The following is a 25777-nucleotide window of genomic DNA, read 5'->3' on the forward strand; positions in this document are numbered from 1 at the left end:
TTTATAATTAATAACATTATATACATATCTCATTAATAAATGCAATAAAAGAAAAAGCTTTCCGGCTTAAAATAAACAATAATTTAATGAAAACACAATAAATTTATGGTATAATAACTAAATGGTTTTTAAATATCGAAAGGAAAGGTAAGTATTATGATAACTGTTAATAATGTAAGTTTAAGATATAAAGATCAAAAACTTTTTGAAGATGTAAATTTAAAGTTTACTCCCGGCAATTGCTATGGTGTAATCGGAGCCAACGGTGCCGGAAAGAGTACTTTCTTAAAAATATTATCCGGAGAAATAGAACCCAATACAGGAGAAGTAAGTATTTCTCCGAATACCCGTATGTCTGTCTTGAGGCAGGATCATTTTCAATACGAAAATTTCAATGTATTGGATACGGTAATAATGGGAAACGCAAGGCTTTATGAGATAATGAAGGAAAAAGACATAATATACGCAAAACCGAATTTTAACGATGAAGATGGCATAAAAGCGGCTGAATTGGAAGCGGAATTTACAGAACTGGACGGGTGGACGGCTGAATCGGAAGCTTCATCTCTCCTTCAAGGATTAGGAATAGATATAGAATTGCATAGTAAAAAGATATCCGAGCTATCAGGTAATGAAAAAATGAGAGTGCTTTTAGCCCAAGCTTTGTTTGGAAAACCCGGAATACTTATTTTGGATGAACCGACAAATTATCTCGACATTAAATCTATTACATGGCTGCAAAATTTTATTATCGATTTTAAAGGTACCGTAATCGTTGTATCTCATGATAGACATTTCTTAAACGAAGTCTGTACCTATATGGCGGATATTGATTATGGAAAAATTAAATTATATGCCGGTAATTATGATTTCTGGTACGAATCCAGCCAGTTGGCCCTTCAAATGATGAAGGATCAAAATAAGAAAAAAGAGGAAAAAGCTAAGGAACTTCAAGAATTTATCGCAAGATTCAGTGCTAATGCTTCTAAATCAAGGCAGGCTACTTCCCGTAAAAAATTGTTGGAAAAACTAACTATAGACGAAATACAACCTTCAAACAGAAGATATCCTTTTATTTCGTTTCAAATAGATAGGGAAGTAGGAAATGAAATACTCTCCGTAGAAGGATTATCTAAAAGTATAAATGGTGTTGAAATTTTAAAAAATATCAGCTTCAGAGTTGTCAAGGGAGATAAGATTGCCCTTGTAGGGGAAAATGATGTTGCAAATTCCACATTACTTAAAATATTGGCAGGTAAAATGGAGCCGGACAGTGGAAGCTATAAGTGGGGAATTACTATTAGCAGGTCCTATTTCCCAAATGATAATTCCAAATTTTTTAATGATGTGGATTTGAATCTTATAGATTGGATGAGACAGTTCTCGGAAGAAAAGTCCGAAAACTATTTGAGAGGTTTTCTGGGAAGGATGTTGTTTTCCGGCGATGAAGCTTTGAAAAAGGCAAAAGTTCTGTCAGGCGGAGAAAGAGTAAGATGTATGCTTTCGAGAATGATGCTTAAAAACGCCAATTTTCTCATACTGGATCAACCCACCAATCACCTCGATTTGGAATCAATTACCGCATTAAACAATGGATTAAAGGATTATAAAAGTAATATGATATTTACTTCTCATGATCATCAATTTATACAAACTATAGCAAACAGGATAATGGAAATTACTCCTGAAAGATTTGTCGATAAAAATATGACATATGACGAATATTTAGAAAAGATGAACATTTAATTTCCTGGGAAATATTTTGTTTATTATGGCAAATAAATTTTAATACTCTAAACTTCAAACCACCGGCACAATATTTTTGTTTCCCTGTGGCAGCAAGAATAATTGCAAACAGGTATAACAGCGTTGAGTAATTTAACACTTTTAACTCCGTTATTAACCAATTTTTTTATTATAACAGTAAAAAAATAACAGTACTAATTTATACTGTTATTTTTTAGTTATAATAAAAAATGAGCTTGAGTTTCTTTAAAATTTGTATTTGCAGTCTATTATTTAAATAAAAAGTAAATTTCATTTCGTCTCGATGATAAAGTCCACACGCCTGTTTAAAGCCCTCCCCATTGCAGTATTGTTATCGGCAATTGGGTGAAATTCACTATAACCAACTGCAGAAAATTTATCCGCTCCAAGCGAAGATACCTCTAAAAGTCGTTTAAGAATATTAACAGCCCGACTCGTAGATAACTCCCAGTTGCTGTTGAACTGTTCATTGTGTATGGGACGGTTATCCGTATGTCCTTCTATCCGGACCATATTAATAGAATCTTTATAATTTTCCAGTATATTGGAAATATTGTTAAGTATTTTCTCAGCCTTCGGGTCAATAGTAGCCTGTCCGGAATCAAAAAGAGCAGAATCCCTCATACGTATCAAAACCACACCTTCCCCTTCGTCAATAACACTTATTTGTGTAGAAAACTCAGACTCCTTAATATAAGAATTTATATCTTCAACAAAACTATCAAACTTCTGCTGTGTCGCCACAGTCTGCTCTTGAGCTGAAGCAGTCGCAGGCCTGTTTGCTGCTGCCTTGGAGGTTACTACTCTATCTGCTATGGCAAATGAAAATAAAATTACGAATATTGCAAGTAAATCAGTCATCATATCACTATAGGAAGTTAACCAACCTGGTGACTCGTCATCAGAATCATCATCAGAATCATCATATCTTCCACTCATTTTCATAATTGGCTAAGCCACCTCCTTTATCTTAAACTTATCTTCTTGTTGACTTCTCAAATCCTTTCCACCCTTTGACATCATATAGAAAGTAAGCCTTTCTCTGATTACCTTCGGGTTCTGACTTTCTTCAATAGCCATAAGGCCTTCAATAAACAACTCTTTCCTTGTTACCTCGTTTGCATTCATAACCTTTAACCTTTTAGACATAGGCAAAAAAATAACATAAGCAAGAAAAGCTCCATAAAAAGATGTGACCAATTCAATAGCCATTAAAGGCCCTAATTTAGTTGGGTCCTCTAAATTTATGAGCATAGGAATAAGGCCGACATACGTCCCTACAAGGCCAAGAGATGTTACTTCACTTCCTATCATGTCCAGCATTTCCCACCCTTTCTTATGTCTCTGCTTCATAAAATAAATCTCCGTTTGTAAGGATTCCATGAGCTGATCCTTATCGGCACCATCTATTATGAGCATTATACCTTCCTTTAAAAATTTATCATCGGTAATTTCATCAACCGTATCTTCAAGGGCAAGAAATCCTTCCTTCCTTGTAATTTCAGCAAGGCTTACTATGGTGTCAATGTCTTTTTCTACATCAAATTTTTCATTGATAAATGCTTTCTTCATAACCGGCCTAAGGGTTTTTAGCCTGTCCACTGGAAATGATAAAACAACAGCTCCCACCGTACCACCTATTGTAATACAAAACGAAGGCAAGTTTAAAAATGTTCTAATATCACCTGATGCCATAATTGAAATAGCTATACATCCTACACCAATTATTAATCCGATCCATGTCGATTTTGATCTTGACAATATAAAACCTCCTTCTCAATTGGCTTACCCTACTCTTATGTATCCATGACTGTTCTTCAGTATCCTGCTATAGAAAAACGTATCATACATATTATTGCTGTAGTATGCCTCATTAAAATTTCACTTTCACAAAATCCAAAATTGGATTTTATCCTTTAATTAAGTTTCTATTTATATATCGGATATCTCACAATTAACTTAACCCGTTTTACTAAATTTTTAATGAAAAGCGCCAAAAGTTTATATTTAAAAATCCTTTACATCTTTTGAGCGATATTGTATAATAATATAAATAATTGATTTTAAAGGAGATGAGAGTTTAGTGTATCAGTGTGGAATTCTTTTAAATTGTTTAGCTTAAACCAAGGGAGAAGTCTGCCCTTTTTTAAGCAAACAAATTTAATAAGAATTCACGAGATATATTAAAACTCTTTTTTATAACTTAAAGGGAAGTCTTAATTTGCCCTAATGTCTGACATTACTTGGGTTTCAAAAAAAGCTTTCTTAATATGATGTTTCAATTTATGACAATATAAAACTATGACTTTAAGGAAAGAGAATATTAATATTCTCTTTCCTTTTTTATTTAGGAGGGAATTTATATGAGTGTTTTAAATGTTGAAAATTTAAGTTTTTCTTTTGGAGATAAACCGGTATTAAAAAACATATCTTTCGCTCTTCAAAAGGGAGAACACGCAGGGTTAGTCGGAATTAACGGTGCAGGAAAGACCACATTCTTTAATATTTTAATGGGAAATTTGGTTCCGGACGAAGGGTCCGTTTATAAATCGTCATCTATAAATATCGGATATCTTGATCAACATTCTGAATTCAACAAGGAATATAGTATCAAAGATTGGCTGAAATCTGCTTTTGATAAATTATATCTTATTGAAAGAAAAATGATAAAAATTTCAGATAGTATGTCTTGTACAAATTCAGATTCAGAGAAAATGAAAAAACTACTTAATGAATATGGAAAGTTCCAAGACAGGCTTGACAGAAGCGATTTTTATAAAATAGACAGCTTAATAGAAAATGTGGCAAGAGGCCTGGGACTGTATCAATTAGGGATGGATACTTCCGTGGATAAATTGAGCGGAGGCCAGAGAACAAAACTAAAGCTCGCAAAGCTTCTTTTAATGAATCCTGACCTTCTTCTGTTGGATGAACCTACTAACTATCTCGATAAAGAACATATAGATTGGCTTGCAGATCATCTCAACAATTATCCTAACAGCTTCATAGTCATATCTCACGATACGATTTTTCTCAACAATATAACAAATGTAATATTTAATATTGAATTTGGATATTTAAAAAGATACCCTGGAAATTATAAAAAATTTCTAATGCTGAAAGATGAAGAAACCAAAAGATATACAGACATGTATAACAGACAACAAAAAGAAATAAATAAGATGGAGGAATTCATAAACAAAAATATTGTCAGAGCATCCACTACTAAAAGAGCCCAAAGCAGAAGAAAACAGTTGGAAAAGATGGAGAAGATAGAAAAACCTTTGAAAATTTCAAAACCCCATTTCAACTTTCAGGAAGCAAGAAATTCCGGAGAATTGGTCTTTAGATGTACTAACATGAACATAGGATATTACTATCCTATTATTAAAAATCTAAATCTCAAGATAATGAGAGGAAACAAAATTGCTGTTGTAGGATGTAACGGTATCGGAAAATCAACTTTACTAAAAACAATCATGGGAATAATCCCTCCCCTAACAGGAAAAATAGATATGGGAAACTATCTTTACCCCGTATACTTTGAACAGGAAACAAAGTCCACGAACTATACTCCTTTAGAAGAAATATGGAAGGACTTCCCTCAAAAAAAACAGCAAGAAATAAGAGGAGTCTTGGCTCAATGCGGTTTAAGACAGGAACATATTCTGCAAAAAATTTCATCTTTAAGCGGTGGAGAACAATCAAAGGTAAGACTGTGCAGATCAATGATGATTCCCAGTAATTGGCTCTTATTAGATGAACCTACCAATCATCTTGATGCAGATGCCAAAAATGCTCTGAAGGAAGCTTTAATCAATTATGGAGGAACTATACTTTTAGTTTGCCATGAAAAAGAATTCTTTGAAGACTGGGTAACGGATATATGGAATATGGAAAAATATATCTAAAAATTTGGCTAACTTATAAAGTTTATAGGTTAGCCAAATAAATATAATTATAAATATTCATCAAATTCCTTTAAACTTCTCCTTATATTACCTTTATATCCTCTTACACTATGGGCAGTAATCATGGAATTCAATACCGCTTCTTCACATGCTTCCGCTGCCGCTCTAAAGGCCAAATCAATTTTACCTTCTTTTATCATCTTTATATTAAATATATCATCTCTTTCATCACTATTTATAATATTTGCCGTTGAGAATCCAATGACAATTTCTCCGCTGCCATTTCCCATATAAGATCCCAATTTTGCTAATCCTATACTTGTCCTTTTGCATATCCTTTTTAATTGCCGGCTGGATACAGGCAAGTCGGTAGCTACAATCATTATTATCGAACCTTTATCTTTTTTCTCCTCCACTTTCATTTTGTGCAATATTTTCTTTCCAACATTATTACCATTTATAGTAAAATCATTAAGAAGTCCGTAATTTGACTGTACCAATACTCCCACAGTATATTTTCCCCCGCTTAAATCTATGATTCTGGATGCAGAACCTATTCCTCCCTTCAACTGGTGACAGCTCGTCCCTTTTCCCGCTCCCACATCTCCTTCTTCAAAATCTTCACAGGCAGATTCTATTGCCTTAAGTACATGTTCTTTCCTTACAGCCCTATTTTTGATATTACTTAATCCGGAGTCATTACATTCACATATTATAGGATTTATTGACTCTGCTTTTATATTATCCTTTTCACATTCATTTATCACATATTCCACAATACTGTCATAAACAATTCCTACATTTAATGTGTTTGTCAATGCTATAGGCGTTTCCAATGTCCCCAGTTCATCAATCTGAATAAGGCCTGTAGTCTTTCCGAAACCGTTAAAAACATGAGCTGCAGCAATCAACTTATTTTTAAATATATTTTCTCCATGAGGCAATATAACCGTAACTCCCGTTTTGTCTTCCTGAGTATCTATTGTACAATGCCCTACTTTTACACCTTCCACATCCGTTATTTTATTCAATCTTCCTTTAACCATTTTCCCTATTTTAATATCATAATCTTCTATTCTCGTTTTATTTGACATTCATACTTCCTCCCTCTATTATCTTTAAATACTTTTTGTATTCCCACTCAATCACAGGATTTCAATTCCCTCAAAAATGTAATACTACAGATATAACCCATTTAATGCCTTTTGACTGAGTGATTAGACGAAATTTTGTAACTTTTAATCGTATTGTTATTCGCTACAATTTTATTTTACAATAATGTCAAATATATATTAAGGAAATTTTAATTTTCTCAATACCTTCACCCTTATTCATATAATTTGAATATCTGTGTTATAATATTAAAGGGTGATAAATTATGAAAATACTTATTGACAGCGACGGATGTCCCGTTGTTCATTTGGCAATTGAAATAGGTAAATCTTATAACTTGGATGTAATTGTAGTTAAAAACTATTGCCATGAAATATATGATGAGTATGCTTCTATAGTTACTGTAGACAAATCTCCGGATAGTGCTGATTTTTATATCGCCAATAAGGCCAAAAGCGGGGATATCATTGTTACTCAGGATTATGGCCTTGCTGCCTTAGCCCTTGCCAAAAACGCTTTTTGTATAAATCAAAACGGTCTTATTATAAATTCAAAGAATATTGAACAATTATTAGAGCAAAGATATATAAATAAAGAACTCCGAAAAAATCACAGGTATTATACTAAATTCAAAAAAAGAACTTCTCAATGGGATATTCAGTTTGAAAAAAATTTAAAAAGATTAATAGAAATAAACCTTCCTTCCCAAATTAATTGCAATAATCAGTAAAACATTATTGTATTTCCAACTGGTTTTTTGCCATTATGATTTTAATATCCTCGTAGGTAATGTCTTTCGGTAAAGATTCTTTAATCGGCTTTAATCTTTTTAATCCCAATTTTCTTATAGCGTCTAATACTCTTTTTTCCTTAAGGGAATCGTCAATAAATCTTGACCAATCTACTTCTAAACCATTCCCTTCACATTTTTTAAGATGTTCGATTATAGTATTAACCGTAAAATTTCTTATTTTTGCAATTTCTTCTAAAGAAAGACCTTTCAGATAACAATCGTATGTAATTTTATATCTGTTGTATTTTTCATCTTCCACAGAAGCCGCAGCCTTTGACGGTTTTAATTCAATCTCATTTTCCTCACAATATTTTTTAATTACTGATATAAAGTCTTCTCCGTAACTTTCATATTTTTTAATTCCGACCCCGCTTATTGTCAAAAGTTCTTCTCTATTTTTAGGAAGATAGGAAGCCATTTCTCGCAAAGTGGAATCGTGAAATATCATAAATGGAGGAAGACTTTTCTTTTGAGATATTTTGTATCTTAATTCCTTTAATTTTATAAATAAATTCTCGTCAAATTTTTCTATGCCTATTTTTTTCACAGGCTTTTCTATTTCCATCTTTTTCTCTATTAAATATCTTTTATGATAAACTTTAACCTTACCTGTCAAGATTTCCTTTGATCTTGTTGTAAATTTCAATATGGGAAATTTATCTGCGGTAATTTCTATATATCCTTTTGACGTTAATGTCATGGCAATTTCTCTTACTGCCCATTCACTATAGTCTGCCATTATTCCATAGGTGGATACTTTATCAAGGCCAAGCTCCAATATTTTCTTATTTTTTGAACCTCTTAATACTTGTATTATAGTACCCAGCCCGAATCTTCCATGGGTTCTATATATACATGATAAAATCTTTTGAGCTTCTATGGTTACGTCAATCATCTCGGACTTGTCCAAACAATTACCGCAATTGTTACAATTTTTCTTTTCCGGAGTTTCTCCGAAATAAGATAATATAAAATTTCTCAAACACTCATCAGTATTGCAATAATCTACGAGATATTGAAGATTTTCATACATCACAGTTTCTCTCTCCAAAGAAAAATTACTATTTTGAATAATAAATTTTTGTTTAACAATATCCCCAGGAGAATAAAGAAGTATGCAATCACTTTTTTGTCCGTCTCTTCCCGCTCTGCCTGCTTCCTGATAATATGCCTCCATATTTTTAGGCATATTATAATGAATTACAAATCTTACATCCGGTTTATCTATCCCCATCCCAAAAGCATTTGTTGCAATTATTATCCGAGATCTGTTAAATATAAAACTGTCCTGATTTTCCTGCCTCTCTTCCGAATTCATTCCGCCATGATACTGGACAGCGGAGATTCCTCTTTCCGTAAGTTTTTTAAACAGGGATTCCACGGTTTTTCTGGTAGCACAATATATTATTCCTGAATCTTCTTCATAGTTGTTCTTTAAATAATTTAAAACATAGGAAAACTTATCATTAACTTTAACTACCTGATAAAACAAATTAGGTCTGTCAAATCCCGTTATGGATTCTATAGGATCACTTAATCCTATTAATTCTTTTATCTCTCCTACTATTTCTTTTGTGGCCGTAGCTGTAAAAGCTCCAACAGGAGGTCGATATTTCAACGATTTTATAAATTGTGGAATTTGGAGATAGCTCGGCCTGAAATCATGTCCCCACTGACTTATACAATGAGCTTCATCTACTGCAATAAAAGAAATATTTATGCTTTCGGTCAAATTGATAAAAATTTTTGTATTTAAACGCTCCGGAGCAATATATAATATTTTATATTTTCCTGCTTTCACATCGTATAATCTCTCAATAAATTCTTTATGGTCAAGGGAACTATTAATAAATGTAGCTTTTATTCCCATCTCATTTAGAGAATCCACCTGATCTTTCATCAACGATATCAGAGGAGAAATCACTATAGTAACACCTTGAAGAATAACCGCCGGCAACTGATAGCACAGAGATTTTCCTCCTCCCGTAGGCATTATTCCCAGCACATCTTCTCCTTTAAGTATTCCTCTAATTAATCTTTCTTGTCCCTTTTTAAATTTATCATATCCAAAATAAGTTTTCAGAACATCATAAATATCCATTTTTCTTCTCCCTTACTTAATTATCCAATTAACATTATACAATATTTTATAATTAAATGCGAAAGCAATAAAATAATTTTTATCTAAAAAGTTAATATATAATTATGACTTTATTAAGTAGGTGCAATCTTTATTATTAACGGAATTTAATAGCAGTTATTTCCCTGATGATAGCTGTAGCTATGGGATATGGCCCATTTTATAACCTATAGAAAATCCTATTGCCTTCCATCTCTCAAAGTATTTATCACTTCTATTTCATAATTTTCTCTTGCAATTTTAAGATATTTCATTCCTTCTTCACAATAATAGTTTGCATTTCTGTCTAAATATTGAATGAATACATTATATAATTTTTCGTTATGTTCCATTGCTATTCTTACTTCTGCCTTTACCCGGTATACAATTCCCATTTCATGAGGATTTTTCATCCTTTGAGAATAAATATCGGCATTCCTTAAACATTCCAATGCTTTATAATAATCATTTTCTTTTATATTTATTAAAGCCATAAAAGCCCCTAATATAGCTTTTCTCCATACAGAATCAAATTGATTATACAGTTCATAAGCTTTTTCAAAATATTTCTTTGATTTTTTATAATCGCCCATCTCAAATGCCGCTTGACCTGCATTTATATTGAATATGGCTAAACTCGTCAGCGAATTTTTGTTCTCACACATAGCTATAGCTTTGTCATAGTAGTTTAGCGCCTCATCAAATTTCATATTAAGTCTTCTTATTTCTCCTATATAATTATAGGATGCTGCAATGCTTAATGAATATTTACTTGCTATCTGCTCAGTTATATTAAATGTATTTATAGATTTATTTAGTAATTCTTCCGCCTCCTTATATTCTCCGCACATTATCCTATACAGCCCTTTAAGCCTTAACAATATTCCTATTTCCTTATGGTAATTACACTCCATTGCTATATCCAACCCCTGTTCCACATACTTCACCATAGCTTCCGTCTCATTAGTCTGTATACAAAAATATATCATTTGTTTATAACCTTCAAGTGCATGATCTCTGTCTTCAATGTCTAAGGATTCTTTAATCATTCTTTTTATATACTCTGTACCTTGTTCATAATTTCCGTCCCTAATCAAATACCTGCCTTTTATATGAAAAAAAGCTATCTCCAATTTTAATATTTCATTATTAGGTTTTCCTTTCCCTTTTATTTCTTTTAGCAATTCTTCTATATTCTTTAGATATTTAATTGTCTGTTCCCTGCTAAAATATGCATGTTTATATATATCATTATTTGAATCAATAATTATAGGAAACAATTCATGGCTGAAATTTAAATAATAGTTTAGACTTTTTATCTTATAATTCAGATATTTTATTTTATTGCTGCCATTGAAATAATGGTACATGAGTTTATGGTATTCATTTATATCCGCTTTGTCGCTTGATAAATTTTTTTCCAGTAAATCTCCTATCTTATTATGTAAAATTCTTTTTCTTCCCTCAGATTGATTCATATAAACAAATTCTCTCAACTTCTGATGAGTAAATTTAAAATTGATTTCACCGTCAATTTTAAGTTCTTTTAGTATAAATTTATTTTCTAATTCTTCAATTATATCTATAAGTTCCAAATCCTCTTTTCCCGTCAAATTTTTCAGTATTTCCAAAGGAACGCCATCGAAAAAAATGGATGCAATATTCAATATCTTTTTTCCTTCTTCCGATATATACAAGAATCTGCTTTTGAGTATATCCTTCATTTTTATAGACATTATATTGGTGTCTCCATTGGATTTTATTATATTTAAATATTCCGTCAAAAAAAATGTATTTCCTTCTGTTTCAGAATATATCTTCCGAAGCGTTTTATCCGATATATGAATATCCGGGAAGAGAGTTTTTACAAACATTTTTACTTCTTCTTCTGTAAATCTCGGTAAATTTATAGTTATTAATTTATTATAACTATCCATAATAGTCACAAATTTATCTACATCACTATCATATTCATTTCTGCAAGTGACAATAAATATAACATCATTTTTTTGCTGGTGAAGAATCACGCTTGTTAAAAGAGACAAGCTTTCATTATCCATCCACTGAATATCTTCAAATATAAAAACAACCTTTTTTTTCTCAATAATCCTTTTTAATATATATATCAAAATATCCGATATTATTTCATATTTAACATTTCCAATGCTCTCTATATATTTGATATCATTATCATTATCTTTCTCTTTTTTATGAAATTGAGGAAATACTCTTGAAATAATATCTTCCCATATTTGTGGGATATTTATTTTCTCATCCTCAAGTACATCAGATATTTCCGAAAGAATGATGTCCCATGGTTTTAAAAGATATTCTTTTTCTACCTGATAGCAATCAGCTTCAAATATATAAACTTCCTTCTCATTGATACCTTTAATAAATTTATCTTTAAGTCCAGTCTTGCCTATTCCAGCTTCTCCAACAATAATTACTGATTTTCCATTGTTTCCGAGTGTAAAATTCTCATAGTTATTTTTCAGTATCTTGAGTTCATTATTCCTTCCATAGAAAAACTCTTTCGAAGTCATACTTTCCGGTTTTTTACGTTTATTTATTATCTTCATTATCTCCTTGAAAATTTCTTCGGTATGCCAGTCAGGCGTTATTCCCAATTCCTTTTTCAACAATTGAGAAAGGTTATTGTATACATTTACGGCTTTCCCATAATTTTCTGTATTTTTATAGTAATTCATCAATATTCCATAAGCTTTTTCATCAAATTCGTCTGCAGCTATTATAAGCTTAGCATATTTTCCAATGTCCTTAAAATATGATTTCTTTTCATCTTCTTCTATTCTTTCATATATTTTTGTTATATACTGTTCTCTAAAATCCTCTTTAAGTTTGTCTAACCATTTTTCAAATCCCTCGGCATCTTTAATAAAAAATCCTTGAAGAAATTCTCCCGTATATACTTCAATACTTTTCTCATGATCCTTTAAAAAAATGTCTACGTCTGATTTTATGTTTATTTCGGGATTTAGCATTACTATAGAATTTATCGGAGATATAAACACTTCTTCATTGAAAGATTTTTTAACCTCATATATGGCATTTCTCAAATTTTTTTTTGCAATACTTTCATCTTTATCTGCCCAAAAAAGACCTGCCAGTTCATCTCTGCTTACCTGTTTCTTTAAAACCATATAATAAAATAAGGCCTCAGCTTTTTTATACGGAAAAAAAATTTTTTTGTTATTATTCATAATAACAGGGGTGCCAAACATCTTACAATATATCAAATTCATGTTTATCTTCTCTCCTTAGGAATATAAATTCATAAATCGTTTTCTTCCTTTATCTTTAATTATATTTACAATTAGCTATAAATTTCAATATAAAATTAGAATATTAATCTTTTATATAATTTTTTAAATTCTAATGAAATTTTAATGTTTCACTAATATTCCTCTAACTTTACTATATTATCCTATATATAAAGGAAAAAATAATTGATTGGAGGGATTAGCGTGAATATTACTCTTGAACAAATTGACATATTAAGAAAGAGAGCCAATGTAAGTTATAAGGAAGCTAAAGATGCATTAGAAAGGAATAACGGCAATATAGTTGAAGCTTTAACATATCTCGAAGAGCAGAACAGAATCAAAGCTGATGGCATAAAAATTGGAGATTCTTCTTTTATAAACGGCATTAAAGAAGTCATACAAAAACTGAACAAAATAAAATTCGTTGTACTAAAGGATGAAAAAACAGTATTAAACATTTCTTCTCTTTTAGCAATATTAATAGGAATTTTTACCTTCCCCGTATCCTTAATAGTATTAATATTAATTGTTATCACACACCATAAGATACGCCTTGAAAGAAGTGACAATAAAGAATGGGGAATAAACAACAAGATTGATAAATTCAGTAATACTGTTAGCTCCACTACAGATAAAGTTATAAAAGAATTTAAAGAAATATAATGAAAAAATAAACCTGCTGAATAAATATTCAGCAGGTTTATTTGTATGGTTTTAATATTATAAAAAAGTTATAATATTAAAAAGAGCTGTTTTTAAGGAGAGGAATAACATGGCAAAAAAAAGGATATTTATTATAGAAGATGAAATAAAAATCAGCAGGTTTATTCAGTTGGAATTAGAGCATGAAGGATATATAACTTATATGGAGCAGGATGGAAGAATAGGACTGGAAAAAGCCATAAATGGAGATTACGATTTGATTATACTTGATGTTATGCTTCCTTCATTAAATGGGATGGAGATATTAAGAAGGCTAAGACAAACTTCTGAAACTCCTGTAATTATCCTAACTGCCAAAGATGATATAACGGATAAGGTGATGGGTTTGGATATCGGAGCTGATGATTATATCACAAAACCTTTTGCAATAGAAGAACTCTTAGCAAGGATCAGAGTAATATTCAAACGAAAAAATGCTGCTCTACCATCAAATTCAAACATCATTCAAGTTGATAATTTAATTTTGGATACGGAAAAGTATCTTGTCACTTACAGCAATAATCCTATTGATTTAACTAAGAAGGAATTTGATTTGTTAAAATATCTCATGATAAACAAAGGATTGGTACTCACCAGAGACAATATACTTGAAAAAGTTTGGGGATACAGCTATGTTGGAAATACTAATATAGTTGATGTATATGTACGTTATCTGAGAAGCAAAATTGATGACAAATATAACAAAAAATTTATTTATACTATACGTGGAGTGGGGTATCAGTTAAAAGATGAATAATCAAAAATCTTCTTTTGAAAAGATACACGGTATAATTTTAAAAATTATATCAACAATAAAATTTATATTTAATTTTGTTAAACTAATTATAATCGTATTGTTGTTAATATTAAAGTTTATATCCAATTTAATATTTAAATTTACAGATAAGATCACCAATAAGCTTAGATTTTCCATTAAATTTAAACTTGCCTTTACTTATGTATTTATATTCATACTAATATCAATTATAACGGACGTGATAACTTTAGGAGTTTTTAACTACTATATTAATAATGAAAAAATACTTAATTACAGTAATTTTCTCTTTACAATTTTGATCTTTTCCAATATAACAGGGATTATAATGGTTATCATGATAAGCGTAAAAAATAGTGAAAAACTTATTTCTCCTATAAATAATTTAACTGATATGGCTAAAAAAATATCAATAGATGACTTAGATAAAAGAATTGATGTAAAAGGTTCTAAGGATGAATTAAAAGAGCTTGCTATAACTTTCAATAGCATGCTGGACAGAATCCAGGAATCTGTTGAAAGGCAAAATCAGTTTGTATCCGATGCATCTCACGAACTCAGAACTCCCATTGCCGTAATACAGGGATATATAAATCTTCTTGATAGATGGGGAAAGGATGATAAGGCCATTTTAAATGAATCCATCCAGGCCATTAAGGACGAATCCGAAAATATGAAACACTTAATAGAAAATTTATTGTTTTTAGCAAGAAGTGATAAACACACTCAAAAAATACACAAAGAAAAATTTATGTTTAATGAAATCATTGATGAAACTGTAATTGAAACCAAAATGATTGATAATTCTCACATAATATCAATGGAAAAGAATGAAGAATTTATTATAAATGCTGATAGGAATCTCATCAAGGAATCCTTAAGGATATTTATAGATAACAGTATAAAATACACTCCTCCTAAAGGAACCATTAAAATAAACTCTTGGAAAAAGAATTATACTGCAATTATAACAATTGAAGATACGGGGATAGGAATTTCGAAAAAGGATCTTCCTCATATATTCAACAGATTCTATCGGGCCGATAAGGCAAGAAATAGGGAGAAAGGCGGTACAGGTCTTGGACTTCCCATCGCAAAGTGGATAATAGAAAGCCATGAAGGAATTATAAATGTAACAAGCGAACAAGATAAAGGCACAAAAATTAAAATTGAACTTCCCTTATAAAAAGGGTATATATTTAAAAAAATATGACGGACAAGCTTAATTTATAAAAAATTTATGAACTTAATGATCATATCAATATTGCAAAGGGAGGAATAAATATGTTAAAAGAATTTAAGGAGTTTGCTTTAAAAGGAAATGTAGTGGATTTAGCTGTAGCTGTAGTTATAGGCGGAGCCTTCGGCAAAATAGTATCATCTCTGGTCGACAGCATTATTATGCCTTTAGTCGGAATACTAATCGGAGGAATAGATTTTTCTTCTTTATCATTAACAATAGGCAATGCAAGTATAAAATATGGAGAATTCATACAATCAGTAATAGATTTCTTGATTATTTCGTTTGCTATATTTTTATTCATTAAATTAACAGGTTCTTTTTTTAAAAAGAAGAAAGAGGAGGAGCATGATAAAGAACCTAAGTTAACTCCTTCAGAAAAGTATCTTGAAGAGATCAGAGATTTGCTGAAAAACAACACCAATTAATACATTCTTTAATAAAAAAGGCTTTCTTAATATTAATATTTCAATAGAAGCCTTTTTTATTAAGAACAACTGCTATTCATTTAAATCCGTATGTTCTCCCGATACCATATATATAATGCTTTCACAAATATTTGTGACATGGTCCGCAACCCTTTCTATATACTGGCTTATAAGAAGAAAATAAGTTGATTGTTTAATCTTTTTCGTATCTTCCATCATTAATACCAACAGTTCTCTAAAAATCTGAGAATATAATGCATCTACTATGTCATCTCTTTTTGATATTTCTCTTGCTCTATCCATATCTTCATCCATATATGCAGATATACTATCTTTCAACATTCCTGTTACAATTTCTCCCATTCTGGGTATATCTATTAATTCTTTAATATATTTTTCTTTATAAATTCTCTTTGTAATTTTAGCTATATCAACACCATGGTCGGCAACTCTTTCTAAATCGGTAATTATTTTAAATGTTGCGGTAATTAATCTTAGATCCTTAGCTGCCGGCTGTTGAAGAGCAATAAGTCTCGTACAAGCTGTCTCTATTTCTACTTCCATTCTATCAATTTCATCATCTAAATTTATCACTTCTTCAGCCAACTTTGTATCCTGGTTTCTTAATGACTTAATAGAATCGTTTAAAGATTTTACTACCAATTCACACATTTTTAGAATCAAATCATGTAAATTTGCCAAATCCTTATCTAAATAATTTCTCGTCATGAATTTTCACCTCCATCTCAATTTTATCCGAACCTTCCTGTTATATAATCTTCGGTTCTTTTATCTTTAGGATTAAAAAATATATTTTCCGTAGAATCGAATTCAACTATTTCTCCCAGCATGAAAAAGGCCGTATCATCAGAAATCCTTCCTGCTTGTTGCATATTATGGGTAACTATTACGACAGTATAATCATTTTTCAATTGTCCAATTAAATCTTCTATCTTAAAAGTGGATGCAGGGTCAAGAGCTGATGTAGGTTCATCCATCAATAGAACATCCGGCTCTACCGCTAATGCTCTTGCTATACAAAGCCTCTGCTGTTGTCCTCCGGAAAGAGCTAAAGCTGATTTATTAAGTCTGTCCTTTACCTCATCCCAAAGAACCGCTTTGTTTAAACTTTTTTCTACGATTTCATTTAATTTTTTCTTATTCTTTATCCCGTGTATTTTAGGTCCATAAACTATATTTTCATATACGGACATAGGAAAGGGATTAGGATTTTGAAAAACCATTCCCACCTTTTTTCTTAAATCAATTACGTCATACTGGTTTATATCTATCCCGTCTAATTTTAAGGAACCTTCTATTCTAACGCTGTCTATTAAATCATTCATCCTATTTAAAGTTCTTAAAAATGTGGACTTTCCACAGCCTGAAGGTCCTATAAGGGCTGTCACACTCTTTTCTTTTATATTTATATTTATATCCTTAAGAGCATGAAAATCTCCGTAATATAAATTCAAGTTTTTAATTTCTATTTTATTCTTCGTTTCATTCTCTATCATTTTTATCCTCCTATGCTTTGGAAAGTTTTTTCATTAATTTATTGGCTATAAGATTAATTATCAAAACGGTAATTATTAATACTGTGGCAGTCGCATAAGTATTCCCTTGCGATAATCCTTCCGATGCTAATATATAAAGATGAACGGCCATGGTCCTTCCCGGCCTCCATATGGATTCCGGAAGCCCAAGAGAACTTCCTGCTGTAAATATAACCGCTGCCGTTTCTCCTATTACTCTGCCGATTCCCAATATTATTCCCGTCATTATCCCGGGCATAGCCGCAGGAATTACAACTTTATATATTGTCTGCCACTTAGTAGCTCCTAAAGCCAAACTTCCTTCCCTGTATGATACGGGAACTGCTTTGATAGCTTCTTCGGAAGTTCTGATTATAGTAGGAATTATCATTAAAGTAAGAGTAAGTCCTCCGGATACTATGGAATATTTTAAATTAAGAGCCACTACAAAGAATACATATCCAAACAAGCCAAATATTATTGAAGGAACCCCTGCTAACGATTCTGTTCCAAATCTGATGGTTTTTAATATAATTCCCTCCTTTGCATATTCGGTTAAAAATATAGCCGCACAGACTCCTATAGGTCCGGCTATTATGATAGAAAACAACGTGAGATATATTGTAGTTATAATAACGGAAAAAATTCCTCCTTCTCTCCCCATATTTTCAGGCTCTTTTGTTAGAAAATCCCACGATAAATGAGGTATACCATTAATAAGAATTTTACCTATTATTGCAACTAAAATTATGATAGTTATTATACCACAAAATTTTATTATACCAAATGCAAATTTTTCCGCTCTTTTCGTAGATGCAATAGAATTTTTATGTTCCATATCATCTTTCATTTGTTTTCACCTGCCCTATTATATATCATATTCGCTATAATATTTAATATCATTATAAATATAAACAATACAACACCTGTGGCAAATAAAGCTTTTTGATGTTCTGCAGATGCATATCCCATTTCGATTCCTATATTTCCTGTAAGAGTTCTTGCAGGAGATAATATACTTTGAGGAATAATAGCGGTATTTCCAAGTACCATAATAATCGCCATAGTTTCCCCAATAGCCCTACTCATTCCCAATACAACGGAAGCGGTAATTCCTGATTTCGCAGATGGAACTATTACGCGATATATGGCTTGCCAATGAGAAGAACCCAAACCAAGGGAACCTTCCTTATATGTAGAAGGCACAGCTTTTATGGCGGATTCAGAAATATTTACTATTGTAGGCAATATCATTATGGCAAGTATTATACTTCCCGCTAAAATACTAAATCCTTGATTATTAAATACCTTTTTAATAAAAGGAACGATTACAGTAAGTCCATATAGTCCATATATTACTGATGGTATTCCGGCCAATAATTCAATTGCGGGCTTTACTATCTTCGCAAATTTTTCATTAGCGATCTCAGCTAAATATACAGCACATCCTACTCCTATAGGAACCCCTAATATTAACGCCCCTAAAGTAGTAAGAATTGTTCCTATTATCATAGGAAATATCCCATATTCATATCTTAAAGGTGCCCATGTCGTTCCCAATAAAAACTTCTTTATGCCATATTTAAACATTATGGGAACTCCCTCTCTGAAAATAAAATAGGTAATCAATACTAAACCAAATATGGCAGTCAGAGCACATAAAAACAGTATAATTTCAATTAATCTCTCGTGAAATTTCACATTTCCACCTCCACATTCATCCTCATTCATAAATCATCATAATATTCTCATGTTATTTCTATGTTAACATGATGTTAAAATTATGTTAAATCCATGTTAAGTATGATGCCCAAATACCCATAAAAATTTTCAAAATAAAAGAGGCCTTTGTTGAACTTAGAAAGCCTCTTTTAAAACCCATTCAGGGACAAATATAATTAATAAAAAAGGCAGTGAACACTGCTTTTCCCAATGTTCCTGCCTTTTTAAACAAAGCCTACTATTTTACTTTTAAATAATGATTTTCCTCTATTAAATTCTGGCCTTCATCACTTAATACAAAATCAATAAAATCTTTTGCAAGTCCTGTAGGCTCTTCTTTCGTTACCAATAAAAACGGTCTGGCTAATTTATAAGTGCTGCTGTATATATTATCTTCCGTACATTCATTTCCGTCAACTTTTAAAACCTTTAAATCCTTAGAACCTTCTACGCTGCCAAAGGAAGCAAATCCTATGGAACTTTCATCTCCCGCAACTGTGGTCATAACTGCTCCCGTTGATCCTTGAGTTATTGCTCCGGCCATAGTTTTATCAACTTTATTGCCATTCTCTTCAACTTCCAATCCCGTTAATTCTATAAAGGCTCCTCTTGTTCCTGAACCTTCCTCTCTGGTTACAACAGTTATCTTTCCTGATTTTCCGCCTATTTCACTCCAGTCTTTAATTTCACCTGTATAAATCTTTCTGATTTGCTCTGTAGTAAGATCTTCTACACTATTTGCCGGATTAACTATGACGGCTATTCCATCAATAGCTATTTTATACTCTTTTAACGACTTTTCTTCATCTTTAAGTTCTCTTGAAGACATTCCTATATCAGATGTTCCGTCCATTGCTGCCTTTATTCCTACTCCTGAACCTCCGCCCTGAATATCTATTACATCATTTGGATGAGCTTCTTTATATTTTTTAACCAATTCATCAGCTAAGGGCTGTACTGACGTGGACCCATTGACTAATATTTTTCTGGATTCTCCATTTGTCTGATCTCCTGCCGGTGCAGTATCATCTTTCTTCCCACAACCTGTAAAAATTCCCATTACCAAAATAATCACACACAGGAATGCAAATATACTCTTTGATTTCATTAATATTCCTCCTCAAAATTATTATTTCCATACTTCTCACTTTTTATTTACAAGTAAATTATAATCTCCCTCTGTTAAGAAATTGTAAAGCCGGAGTTAAAGATAGGTAAAATTATGAAATACTTATATTAAACTGTTTATCAGCCATTCCGCATCCCGTGCTATATAATCAATTCTATCTTTATATCTGTCGGAGTACTCAAGGATTAAATCCTTATTGGGAGTAAATGTCTTATATAACTTTATAAATTTTTCAAAATCAAAGCTGCCTTCTCTAATCCCGTTATGAGAATCATGAATCCCATCATTATTGTGTAAATGATAAGCTATGATTTTTTCTGTATTCCAACTATTCGCATTTACATGTCCAACATCTATTAATAAAGGAATTTAATGTTTGACCATCAAAAACATGGATTTTTTCTGGGCTGAAAATAACATTTATCTGTGAGCCATATTCATATTCCATATTATCTACCAGAGCTATTATCTCCGTTTTTCCAACATCTATATAAATCCCCTTTTTATTCCCGTAATTTTCCATATATTTTATTGTCCCTTTAACAGAAAACCTGTCTTTTGCTTTTGTTAGTATGATATCTTCTGGCCTTATCCCTATATATACTACATCTGAGCTATTTTTTTCAGATATAAGTTTACACCAGTCATCATGTAAATCATAATTTATTTCATTAAACCATATATCTCCGTGTTCATATCTTCCCTTAATTATATTCATAGGAGGTGAGCCTACAAAATTAGCTGTAAATACATTTTTAGGCCTCCTATATACTTCCTCCGGGGTTGACAGCATCTGCAATTCTCCTTTATTAAATAATGCTATTCTGTTACCTATAGTCATAGCTTCTGTTTGGTCATGAGTTACATATACATATGTTTGCTGAAAAATATCATGAAGTTCAACCAAGCCTTTTCTTGCACTGACTCTTAGCTGAACATCCAAGTTAGATAAAGGCTCATCTAAAAGAAAATAGTCCGCTCTCTTTACTATGGCTCTGGCAAGAGCAACTCTCTGCCTTTGACCACCCGATAATTCTTTTGGTTTTCTGTTTTTCAACCCATCGAGTTTCAGTAATTCTATAGCCTTTTTGTACCTTTTATCTATTTCTGCGGGACTTATCTTATGAACCTTCATTCCATATTTTATATTGTCTTCAACACTCATGTGAGGATACAGAGCATAATTCTGAAATACCATGGCAACATTTCTTTGCCCGCTTGGTACTTCGTTAACCTTTTTTCCTGCCATTATCAAATATAATGTCTTTCATTTAAACCCTCCTATTACTTTATACCGGAAAAAGAAAATGTATCTATTATATATTTTTGAAATACTATATATAAAATTAAAGGAATTATCATGGTAAGTACGGAGACCGCCATTGCTATCGTAAATTCCGTTCCTCCTTCGGAACTGATGAACATCTGAAGTGCCAAAGATAATGTATAATTTTCTTTCGATTTTAAAATTAAAACCGGCCATACATATTCATTCCAAGAATTAATAAAGAAAATTATTCCGGTAGATGTAATAGCCGGTTTTGTCAATGGTATAACAATATCCTTTATCGTCCTCATATTACCAATATCCTCTAAATGGGCATATTCAATTAAGGATTTCGGTATGGTCCTCATGGCTTGGCGTATTAAAAATATCCCTAATGCATCAGCCATCTGAGGTAAAATTACACCAATTATATTATCTCTGAAACCCACAGCCGATATCGTCATATAATTTGGTATCATGGTAACTGTAAAAGGTATAAACATGGTGCTCAACAACAAATAATAGATAAAATTCTTATACTTTAGATTAAAAAAAACCAATGAATATGCTGTCAGAATACTGGTCAGTAATTTAAACAAAGTAACTGTAAAAGCTACCGTAAAAGTATTCATTACTATTTGAAAGAAAGGTAATCTTTTAAATACATATTTATAGTTTTTCAAAGTAAACTCTTCCGGTATTAAATTAAATACATTATTCATCGCATCTGAAATCGTCTTAAATGAATTTGAAATAGCAAATACAATGGGTATCAACAAAAATATCACTACAATCCACATTAAAACATGCCATTTTATTTCTTTCCTTTCAATTTTCATAATATGCACCTACTTCTACATACTTATATTCTAAATAGAGCAACAATCCAAATATTATCAGTGTCAATACAGAAAATTTATACTAATGTAAACGAAATTTTCTTATAGACTGTAAAAAAACCTTCTGTAAAGTTTAATTTCCATTACAGAAGGTCCTAATGATTATACTCTAAATATTACTGATTCATTCTCAAACATCTTCCTCGCAAAGATTGTAGCAAGGATAATATATATTATTGCCCAACTAAATGATAAAGCTATGTGGACAGGATTGTATATCCCCACTATCAACTCCTTCATTATACTTATCTGACTGACGATAGGTATATTAAAATAGGTAGTGGAAATACTTTTCGGGTCAATCATATAAGTTGCAAAAGCCGGAATCATAACCACTATGCTCAAAGGGCTTAAATAAGTCTGAGCTTCTTTAAAGGATCTGGCATAAATACTTATTGCAAGCTCTAATGCTGAAAAAATAAGAGTTAAACATATAGCCGAAAGAGAAATCATGATTATTGACAAAAATGTAAAATTGACTCCCTCCCCTAAAAGCTCGGTATTAAATCTCTGAGCTATAAATAATCCTAAGATAGATGAAAAAGTTCCTATTATCCCGGATATGGTTATAGCAAGATATTTTCCTATAAATAATGATGTTCTGTTAACCTGGGTCGTAAGTAAAGGTTCCAATGTCCCTCTCTCCTTTTCTCCGGCTCCGTTATCCGTTGCTGAAGGAAGAGATGAAGTAACGGAATATATGGAAAGCATTAAAGGAAATAACATTGAAAAAATCATAGCTCCCGTTCCTCCTTCTTGCGCAATTCCCTCTTCTTTTATATTTATAGGATTTAAAATAGATGGATCTATTCCTCTATCCTTTAACTTGTTTGAAACAATGGAGGCCGAATATTTGGATATTGTTTCTCTTATTATGCTCATTGCCATAATAGAGGTTTGATTTGAATCATCATAATTTACCGTAATAGATGCAACTTTGTCCTTAGAAATATTATCATCAAAATTTTCGGATATATTGATCAATGCTTTAATATCTCCTTCTTCAAGGGATTTTTGGGGATTTTTTGTTTCAATAATATTAAATTCAGAATCGTTTTTAAAAAAATCCACAATTGAAGAATCTTTCGATTCCGATACTAAAGCTATATCTACTCCATGTTCTTCAATACCCTTGCTGATATTTTTCTGGCTTAATCCCATAAAGCCATATATCAAGGGAAATATAATTATAGGTATGAGTATACTGGATATAATTGTTTTTTTATCCCTAAACATGTCTACAAGCTCTTTTTTCAATATAATAGATATATGATTAAAGTTCATTCTTATCACCTACCAATTCCATAAATACATCTTCCAGATTTTCATTATTAAAATGAGATTTCAACTCGGCAGTCGTTCCCATTGCTGCTACTTTTCCCTTATGAATTATTAATATTCTGTCGCAAAGTTCTTCTACTTCGCTCATAGTATGACTTGAGAATATTATTATCTTTCCCTCGTCCCTACAGGATCTTATAAAGTTATGAATAATCCTTGAGGAAGTAACATCCAACCCTGAGGTAGGTTCATCAAAAAGCATGATATTTGGATTATGAACTATAGATCTTGCTATGGAAACTTTTTGCTTCATTCCTCTGGAAAATTTTCCTACTCTTTTATCTATATATTCTGACATTCCCAGCATAACTGATATTTCATCAATTCTCTTATCTACTTTTTCCTTTTTCATATTATTCAATTCCGCAAAATATCTTATATTTTCTCTGGCAGTTAGTCTGTCATATACTCCCACTTCTCCTCCAAATAATATTCCTGTTTCTCCTCTTACCTTATCAGGCTGTTTCAAAAGATCATAGCCGTTTATTTCCGCCGTGCCTGAAGTAGGCCTAAGCATTGTTGCTAACATTCTAAGAATAGTTGTCTTTCCGGCTCCATTTTCTCCAAGAAGCCCTAACACATCCCCTTCATTCACCTGAAAGCTGACATTATCAACAGCCATAAAATCTTTAAACTTTTTTGTAATTCCCTGAACTTTAATCATATTGCCACCTCCATCATGTTAATTTATCCCCATAGTAAAATTTATAAAATCCGATAGTTTCAGTTTCTCCACATTCCATTCTCTAAATGGACAGTCTATTATTTTCAAAGGCAAACCTGGTTCTTCTATAAATTTAAAGAACTTTTTATCCAACCAAGGAGCAGTCCAAGGCCCTGATCTGCATATATAAATTGATTTTATATCTACCCCTTGAGAAATAGAAGTTCAAGTAGGATATTTAATATTAAATCTTTCATTTATCTCTTTAAAGTCTTCGGCCCTTTCAGCGCTATAAGGACTGTAAATAATATTAGCCTCATTAATTAAACCATCCCTAAAAAGCTTTCCAAGCCAATTGGCACAATTAACTTCAAAATTCAAGGATTCAATTCCTCCATAACCCAGATCCGAATGAGCATCAAAGGAATAAATCTCTCTAAGGTCACCCTCCTTAGCTATTTCATAGGCCATTTCATGGGATTCGGAAACTACTATCTTATGAACATTCTCTAATTGAAACTTTTCAACAATATTATCCCAGAAATCTTTTTCTTCACCTCCTATATCCATAGATTTCGTTATATCTATACCTTTAATATAACTCTCGATATATATTCTATACCAATGCTTTAAGATATTAGATTTGTTTTCCGCATAAGAACCCTTCCATTCCTTCATATAAGGCATAAAATAATCCCAATCTACAGTTAATAAAACACCCCCCATTCTTACAACCTCCTTTTAATAATTTATCTATATAATAATATAAGGAAAAAAGAAAGACAATATAATTTAAAAAATATTACTAATAACACTTTTTTTAGAAAATATTTTTAGCTACAGAAAAAATTAATTAAAAAGGTTTCTGTTGAAACACTAATAAATTAAGCAAATTAGGATTTCCTCATGGATTATAAAAAAGCAATTGATAAATATTGTTGAATACGAATTATCAATTGCTTTTATGAATATATATAAAAACTTGAAAAATGAATACAATTTTATATCGAACCTATTACATATTTAAAAATCATCCAAAAATGACATGCACTCCCTGCCATTACAAAGAGATGAAATAATTCATG

The 25777-nt window shown here is 31.4% G+C and carries 22 protein-coding genes; 7 read left to right on the plus strand and 15 right to left on the minus strand.

Annotation, left to right across the window (positions count from 1 at the left end; all coding sequences use genetic code 11):
* Positions 1–156 precede the first annotated feature (156 nt).
* Positions 157–1746: an ABC-F family ATP-binding cassette domain-containing protein gene (locus PP176A_RS05410; RefSeq protein WP_071139441.1), complete on the plus strand. Its 1590-nt coding sequence runs from the start codon at positions 157–159 to the stop codon at positions 1744–1746.
* Between the two features lie 291 nt (positions 1747–2037).
* On the opposite strand, the gene PP176A_RS05415 is transcribed toward PP176A_RS05410, so the two are convergent.
* Complete coding sequence (locus tag PP176A_RS05415) at positions 2038–2712, minus strand: OmpA/MotB family protein (protein ID WP_071139442.1); 675 nt, start codon at positions 2710–2712, stop codon at positions 2038–2040.
* A 6-nt stretch (positions 2713–2718) separates the two neighbouring features.
* Positions 2719–3528: a motility protein A gene (locus PP176A_RS05420; RefSeq protein ID WP_083381805.1), complete on the minus strand. Its 810-nt coding sequence runs from the start codon at positions 3526–3528 to the stop codon at positions 2719–2721.
* Positions 3529–4130: 602 nt separating this feature from the next.
* Between PP176A_RS05420 and PP176A_RS05425 the strand changes: the two genes are divergently transcribed.
* Entirely contained in the window at positions 4131–5678 is a 1548-nt protein-coding gene (locus PP176A_RS05425) for an ABC-F family ATP-binding cassette domain-containing protein (RefSeq protein WP_071139443.1), read from the plus strand.
* 47 nt (positions 5679–5725) lie between these two features.
* Here the strand turns inward: PP176A_RS05425 and PP176A_RS05430 are convergent, their stop codons facing one another.
* On the minus strand, positions 5726–6772 hold the full coding sequence (locus tag PP176A_RS05430; protein WP_071139444.1) for a P1 family peptidase: 1047 nt from the start codon (positions 6770–6772) through the stop codon (positions 5726–5728).
* A gap of 284 nt (positions 6773–7056) precedes the next feature.
* Here PP176A_RS05430 and PP176A_RS05435 point away from each other — a divergent pair, with 284 nt between their 5' ends.
* Complete coding sequence (locus PP176A_RS05435; RefSeq protein WP_071139445.1) at positions 7057–7521, plus strand: YaiI/YqxD family protein; 465 nt, start codon at positions 7057–7059, stop codon at positions 7519–7521.
* Positions 7522–7525: 4 nt separating this feature from the next.
* Here PP176A_RS05435 and recQ read toward each other — a convergent pair whose 3' ends face one another.
* Positions 7526–9685, minus strand: coding sequence for a DNA helicase RecQ (gene recQ / locus PP176A_RS05440; protein WP_071139446.1), 2160 nt, complete (start codon positions 9683–9685; stop codon positions 7526–7528).
* A 218-nt stretch (positions 9686–9903) separates the two neighbouring features.
* Positions 9904–12969, minus strand: a complete 3066-nt coding sequence (locus tag PP176A_RS05445) for an AAA family ATPase (protein WP_071139447.1) — start codon at positions 12967–12969, stop codon at positions 9904–9906.
* A 222-nt stretch (positions 12970–13191) separates the two neighbouring features.
* On the opposite strand from PP176A_RS05445, the gene PP176A_RS05450 reads away from it, so the two are divergent.
* The 4 genes from PP176A_RS05450 (at position 13192) to mscL (ending at position 16135) form a co-directional block, all read left to right on the plus strand.
* Positions 13192–13653, plus strand: coding sequence for a DUF4342 domain-containing protein (locus PP176A_RS05450; RefSeq protein ID WP_071139448.1), 462 nt, complete (start codon positions 13192–13194; stop codon positions 13651–13653).
* Between the two features lie 109 nt (positions 13654–13762).
* The gene (locus PP176A_RS05455; RefSeq protein WP_071139449.1) at positions 13763–14449 is read left to right on the plus strand and encodes a response regulator transcription factor; all 687 of its coding nucleotides are present in this window, start codon (positions 13763–13765) and stop codon (positions 14447–14449) included.
* Positions 14442–15653 (plus strand): sensor histidine kinase, encoded by a 1212-nt coding sequence (locus PP176A_RS05460; protein ID WP_083381806.1) that lies wholly within the window; start codon positions 14442–14444, stop codon positions 15651–15653. The genes PP176A_RS05455 and PP176A_RS05460 overlap by 8 nt, the downstream gene beginning before the upstream one ends.
* 98 nt (positions 15654–15751) lie before the next feature.
* Entirely contained in the window at positions 15752–16135 is a 384-nt protein-coding gene (gene mscL / locus PP176A_RS05465; RefSeq protein WP_071139450.1) for a large conductance mechanosensitive channel protein MscL, read from the plus strand.
* 72 nt (positions 16136–16207) lie between these two features.
* Here the strand turns inward: mscL and phoU are convergent, their stop codons facing one another.
* The 10 genes from phoU to PP176A_RS05515 all read right to left on the minus strand — a co-directional run bounded on the left by phoU (position 16208) and on the right by PP176A_RS05515 (position 25418).
* On the minus strand, positions 16208–16864 hold the full coding sequence (phoU, locus tag PP176A_RS05470) for a phosphate signaling complex protein PhoU (RefSeq protein WP_071139451.1): 657 nt from the start codon (positions 16862–16864) through the stop codon (positions 16208–16210).
* A gap of 23 nt (positions 16865–16887) precedes the next feature.
* Positions 16888–17652 carry a phosphate ABC transporter ATP-binding protein PstB gene (gene pstB, locus PP176A_RS05475; RefSeq protein ID WP_071139452.1) on the minus strand — a complete coding sequence of 255 codons (765 nt, stop codon included), beginning with the start codon at positions 17650–17652 and terminating at the stop codon, positions 16888–16890.
* 10 nt (positions 17653–17662) lie between these two features.
* Entirely contained in the window at positions 17663–18520 is an 858-nt protein-coding gene (gene pstA, locus PP176A_RS05480; protein ID WP_234958824.1) for a phosphate ABC transporter permease PstA, read from the minus strand.
* Positions 18517–19371, minus strand: a complete 855-nt coding sequence (gene pstC / locus PP176A_RS05485) for a phosphate ABC transporter permease subunit PstC (RefSeq protein ID WP_234958825.1) — start codon at positions 19369–19371, stop codon at positions 18517–18519. Before pstC ends, pstA begins: the two co-directional genes overlap by 4 nt.
* A 259-nt stretch (positions 19372–19630) precedes the next feature.
* Positions 19631–20500, minus strand: coding sequence for a phosphate ABC transporter substrate-binding protein (locus PP176A_RS05490; protein WP_071139454.1), 870 nt, complete (start codon positions 20498–20500; stop codon positions 19631–19633).
* 349 nt (positions 20501–20849) lie between these two features.
* On the minus strand, positions 20850–21770 hold the full coding sequence (locus tag PP176A_RS05495) for an ABC transporter ATP-binding protein (protein ID WP_071139455.1): 921 nt from the start codon (positions 21768–21770) through the stop codon (positions 20850–20852).
* A gap of 35 nt (positions 21771–21805) precedes the next feature.
* On the minus strand, positions 21806–22627 hold the full coding sequence (locus PP176A_RS05500) for a carbohydrate ABC transporter permease (RefSeq protein WP_071139456.1): 822 nt from the start codon (positions 22625–22627) through the stop codon (positions 21806–21808).
* Positions 22628–22789: 162 nt separating this feature from the next.
* Complete coding sequence (locus PP176A_RS05505) at positions 22790–23971, minus strand: ABC transporter permease (protein ID WP_071139457.1); 1182 nt, start codon at positions 23969–23971, stop codon at positions 22790–22792.
* Positions 23961–24692 carry an ABC transporter ATP-binding protein gene (locus tag PP176A_RS05510; protein WP_071139458.1) on the minus strand — a complete coding sequence of 244 codons (732 nt, stop codon included), beginning with the start codon at positions 24690–24692 and terminating at the stop codon, positions 23961–23963. Before PP176A_RS05510 ends, PP176A_RS05505 begins: the two co-directional genes overlap by 11 nt.
* 225 nt (positions 24693–24917) lie before the next feature.
* Positions 24918–25418, minus strand: a complete 501-nt coding sequence (locus PP176A_RS05515) for a hypothetical protein (protein ID WP_200796045.1) — start codon at positions 25416–25418, stop codon at positions 24918–24920.
* Positions 25419–25777: the final 359 nt, after the last annotated feature.

Source organism: Sporanaerobacter sp. PP17-6a (genome assembly GCF_900095615.1).
Lineage (GTDB): Bacteria > Bacillota > Clostridia > Tissierellales > Acidilutibacteraceae > Acidilutibacter > Acidilutibacter cellobiosedens.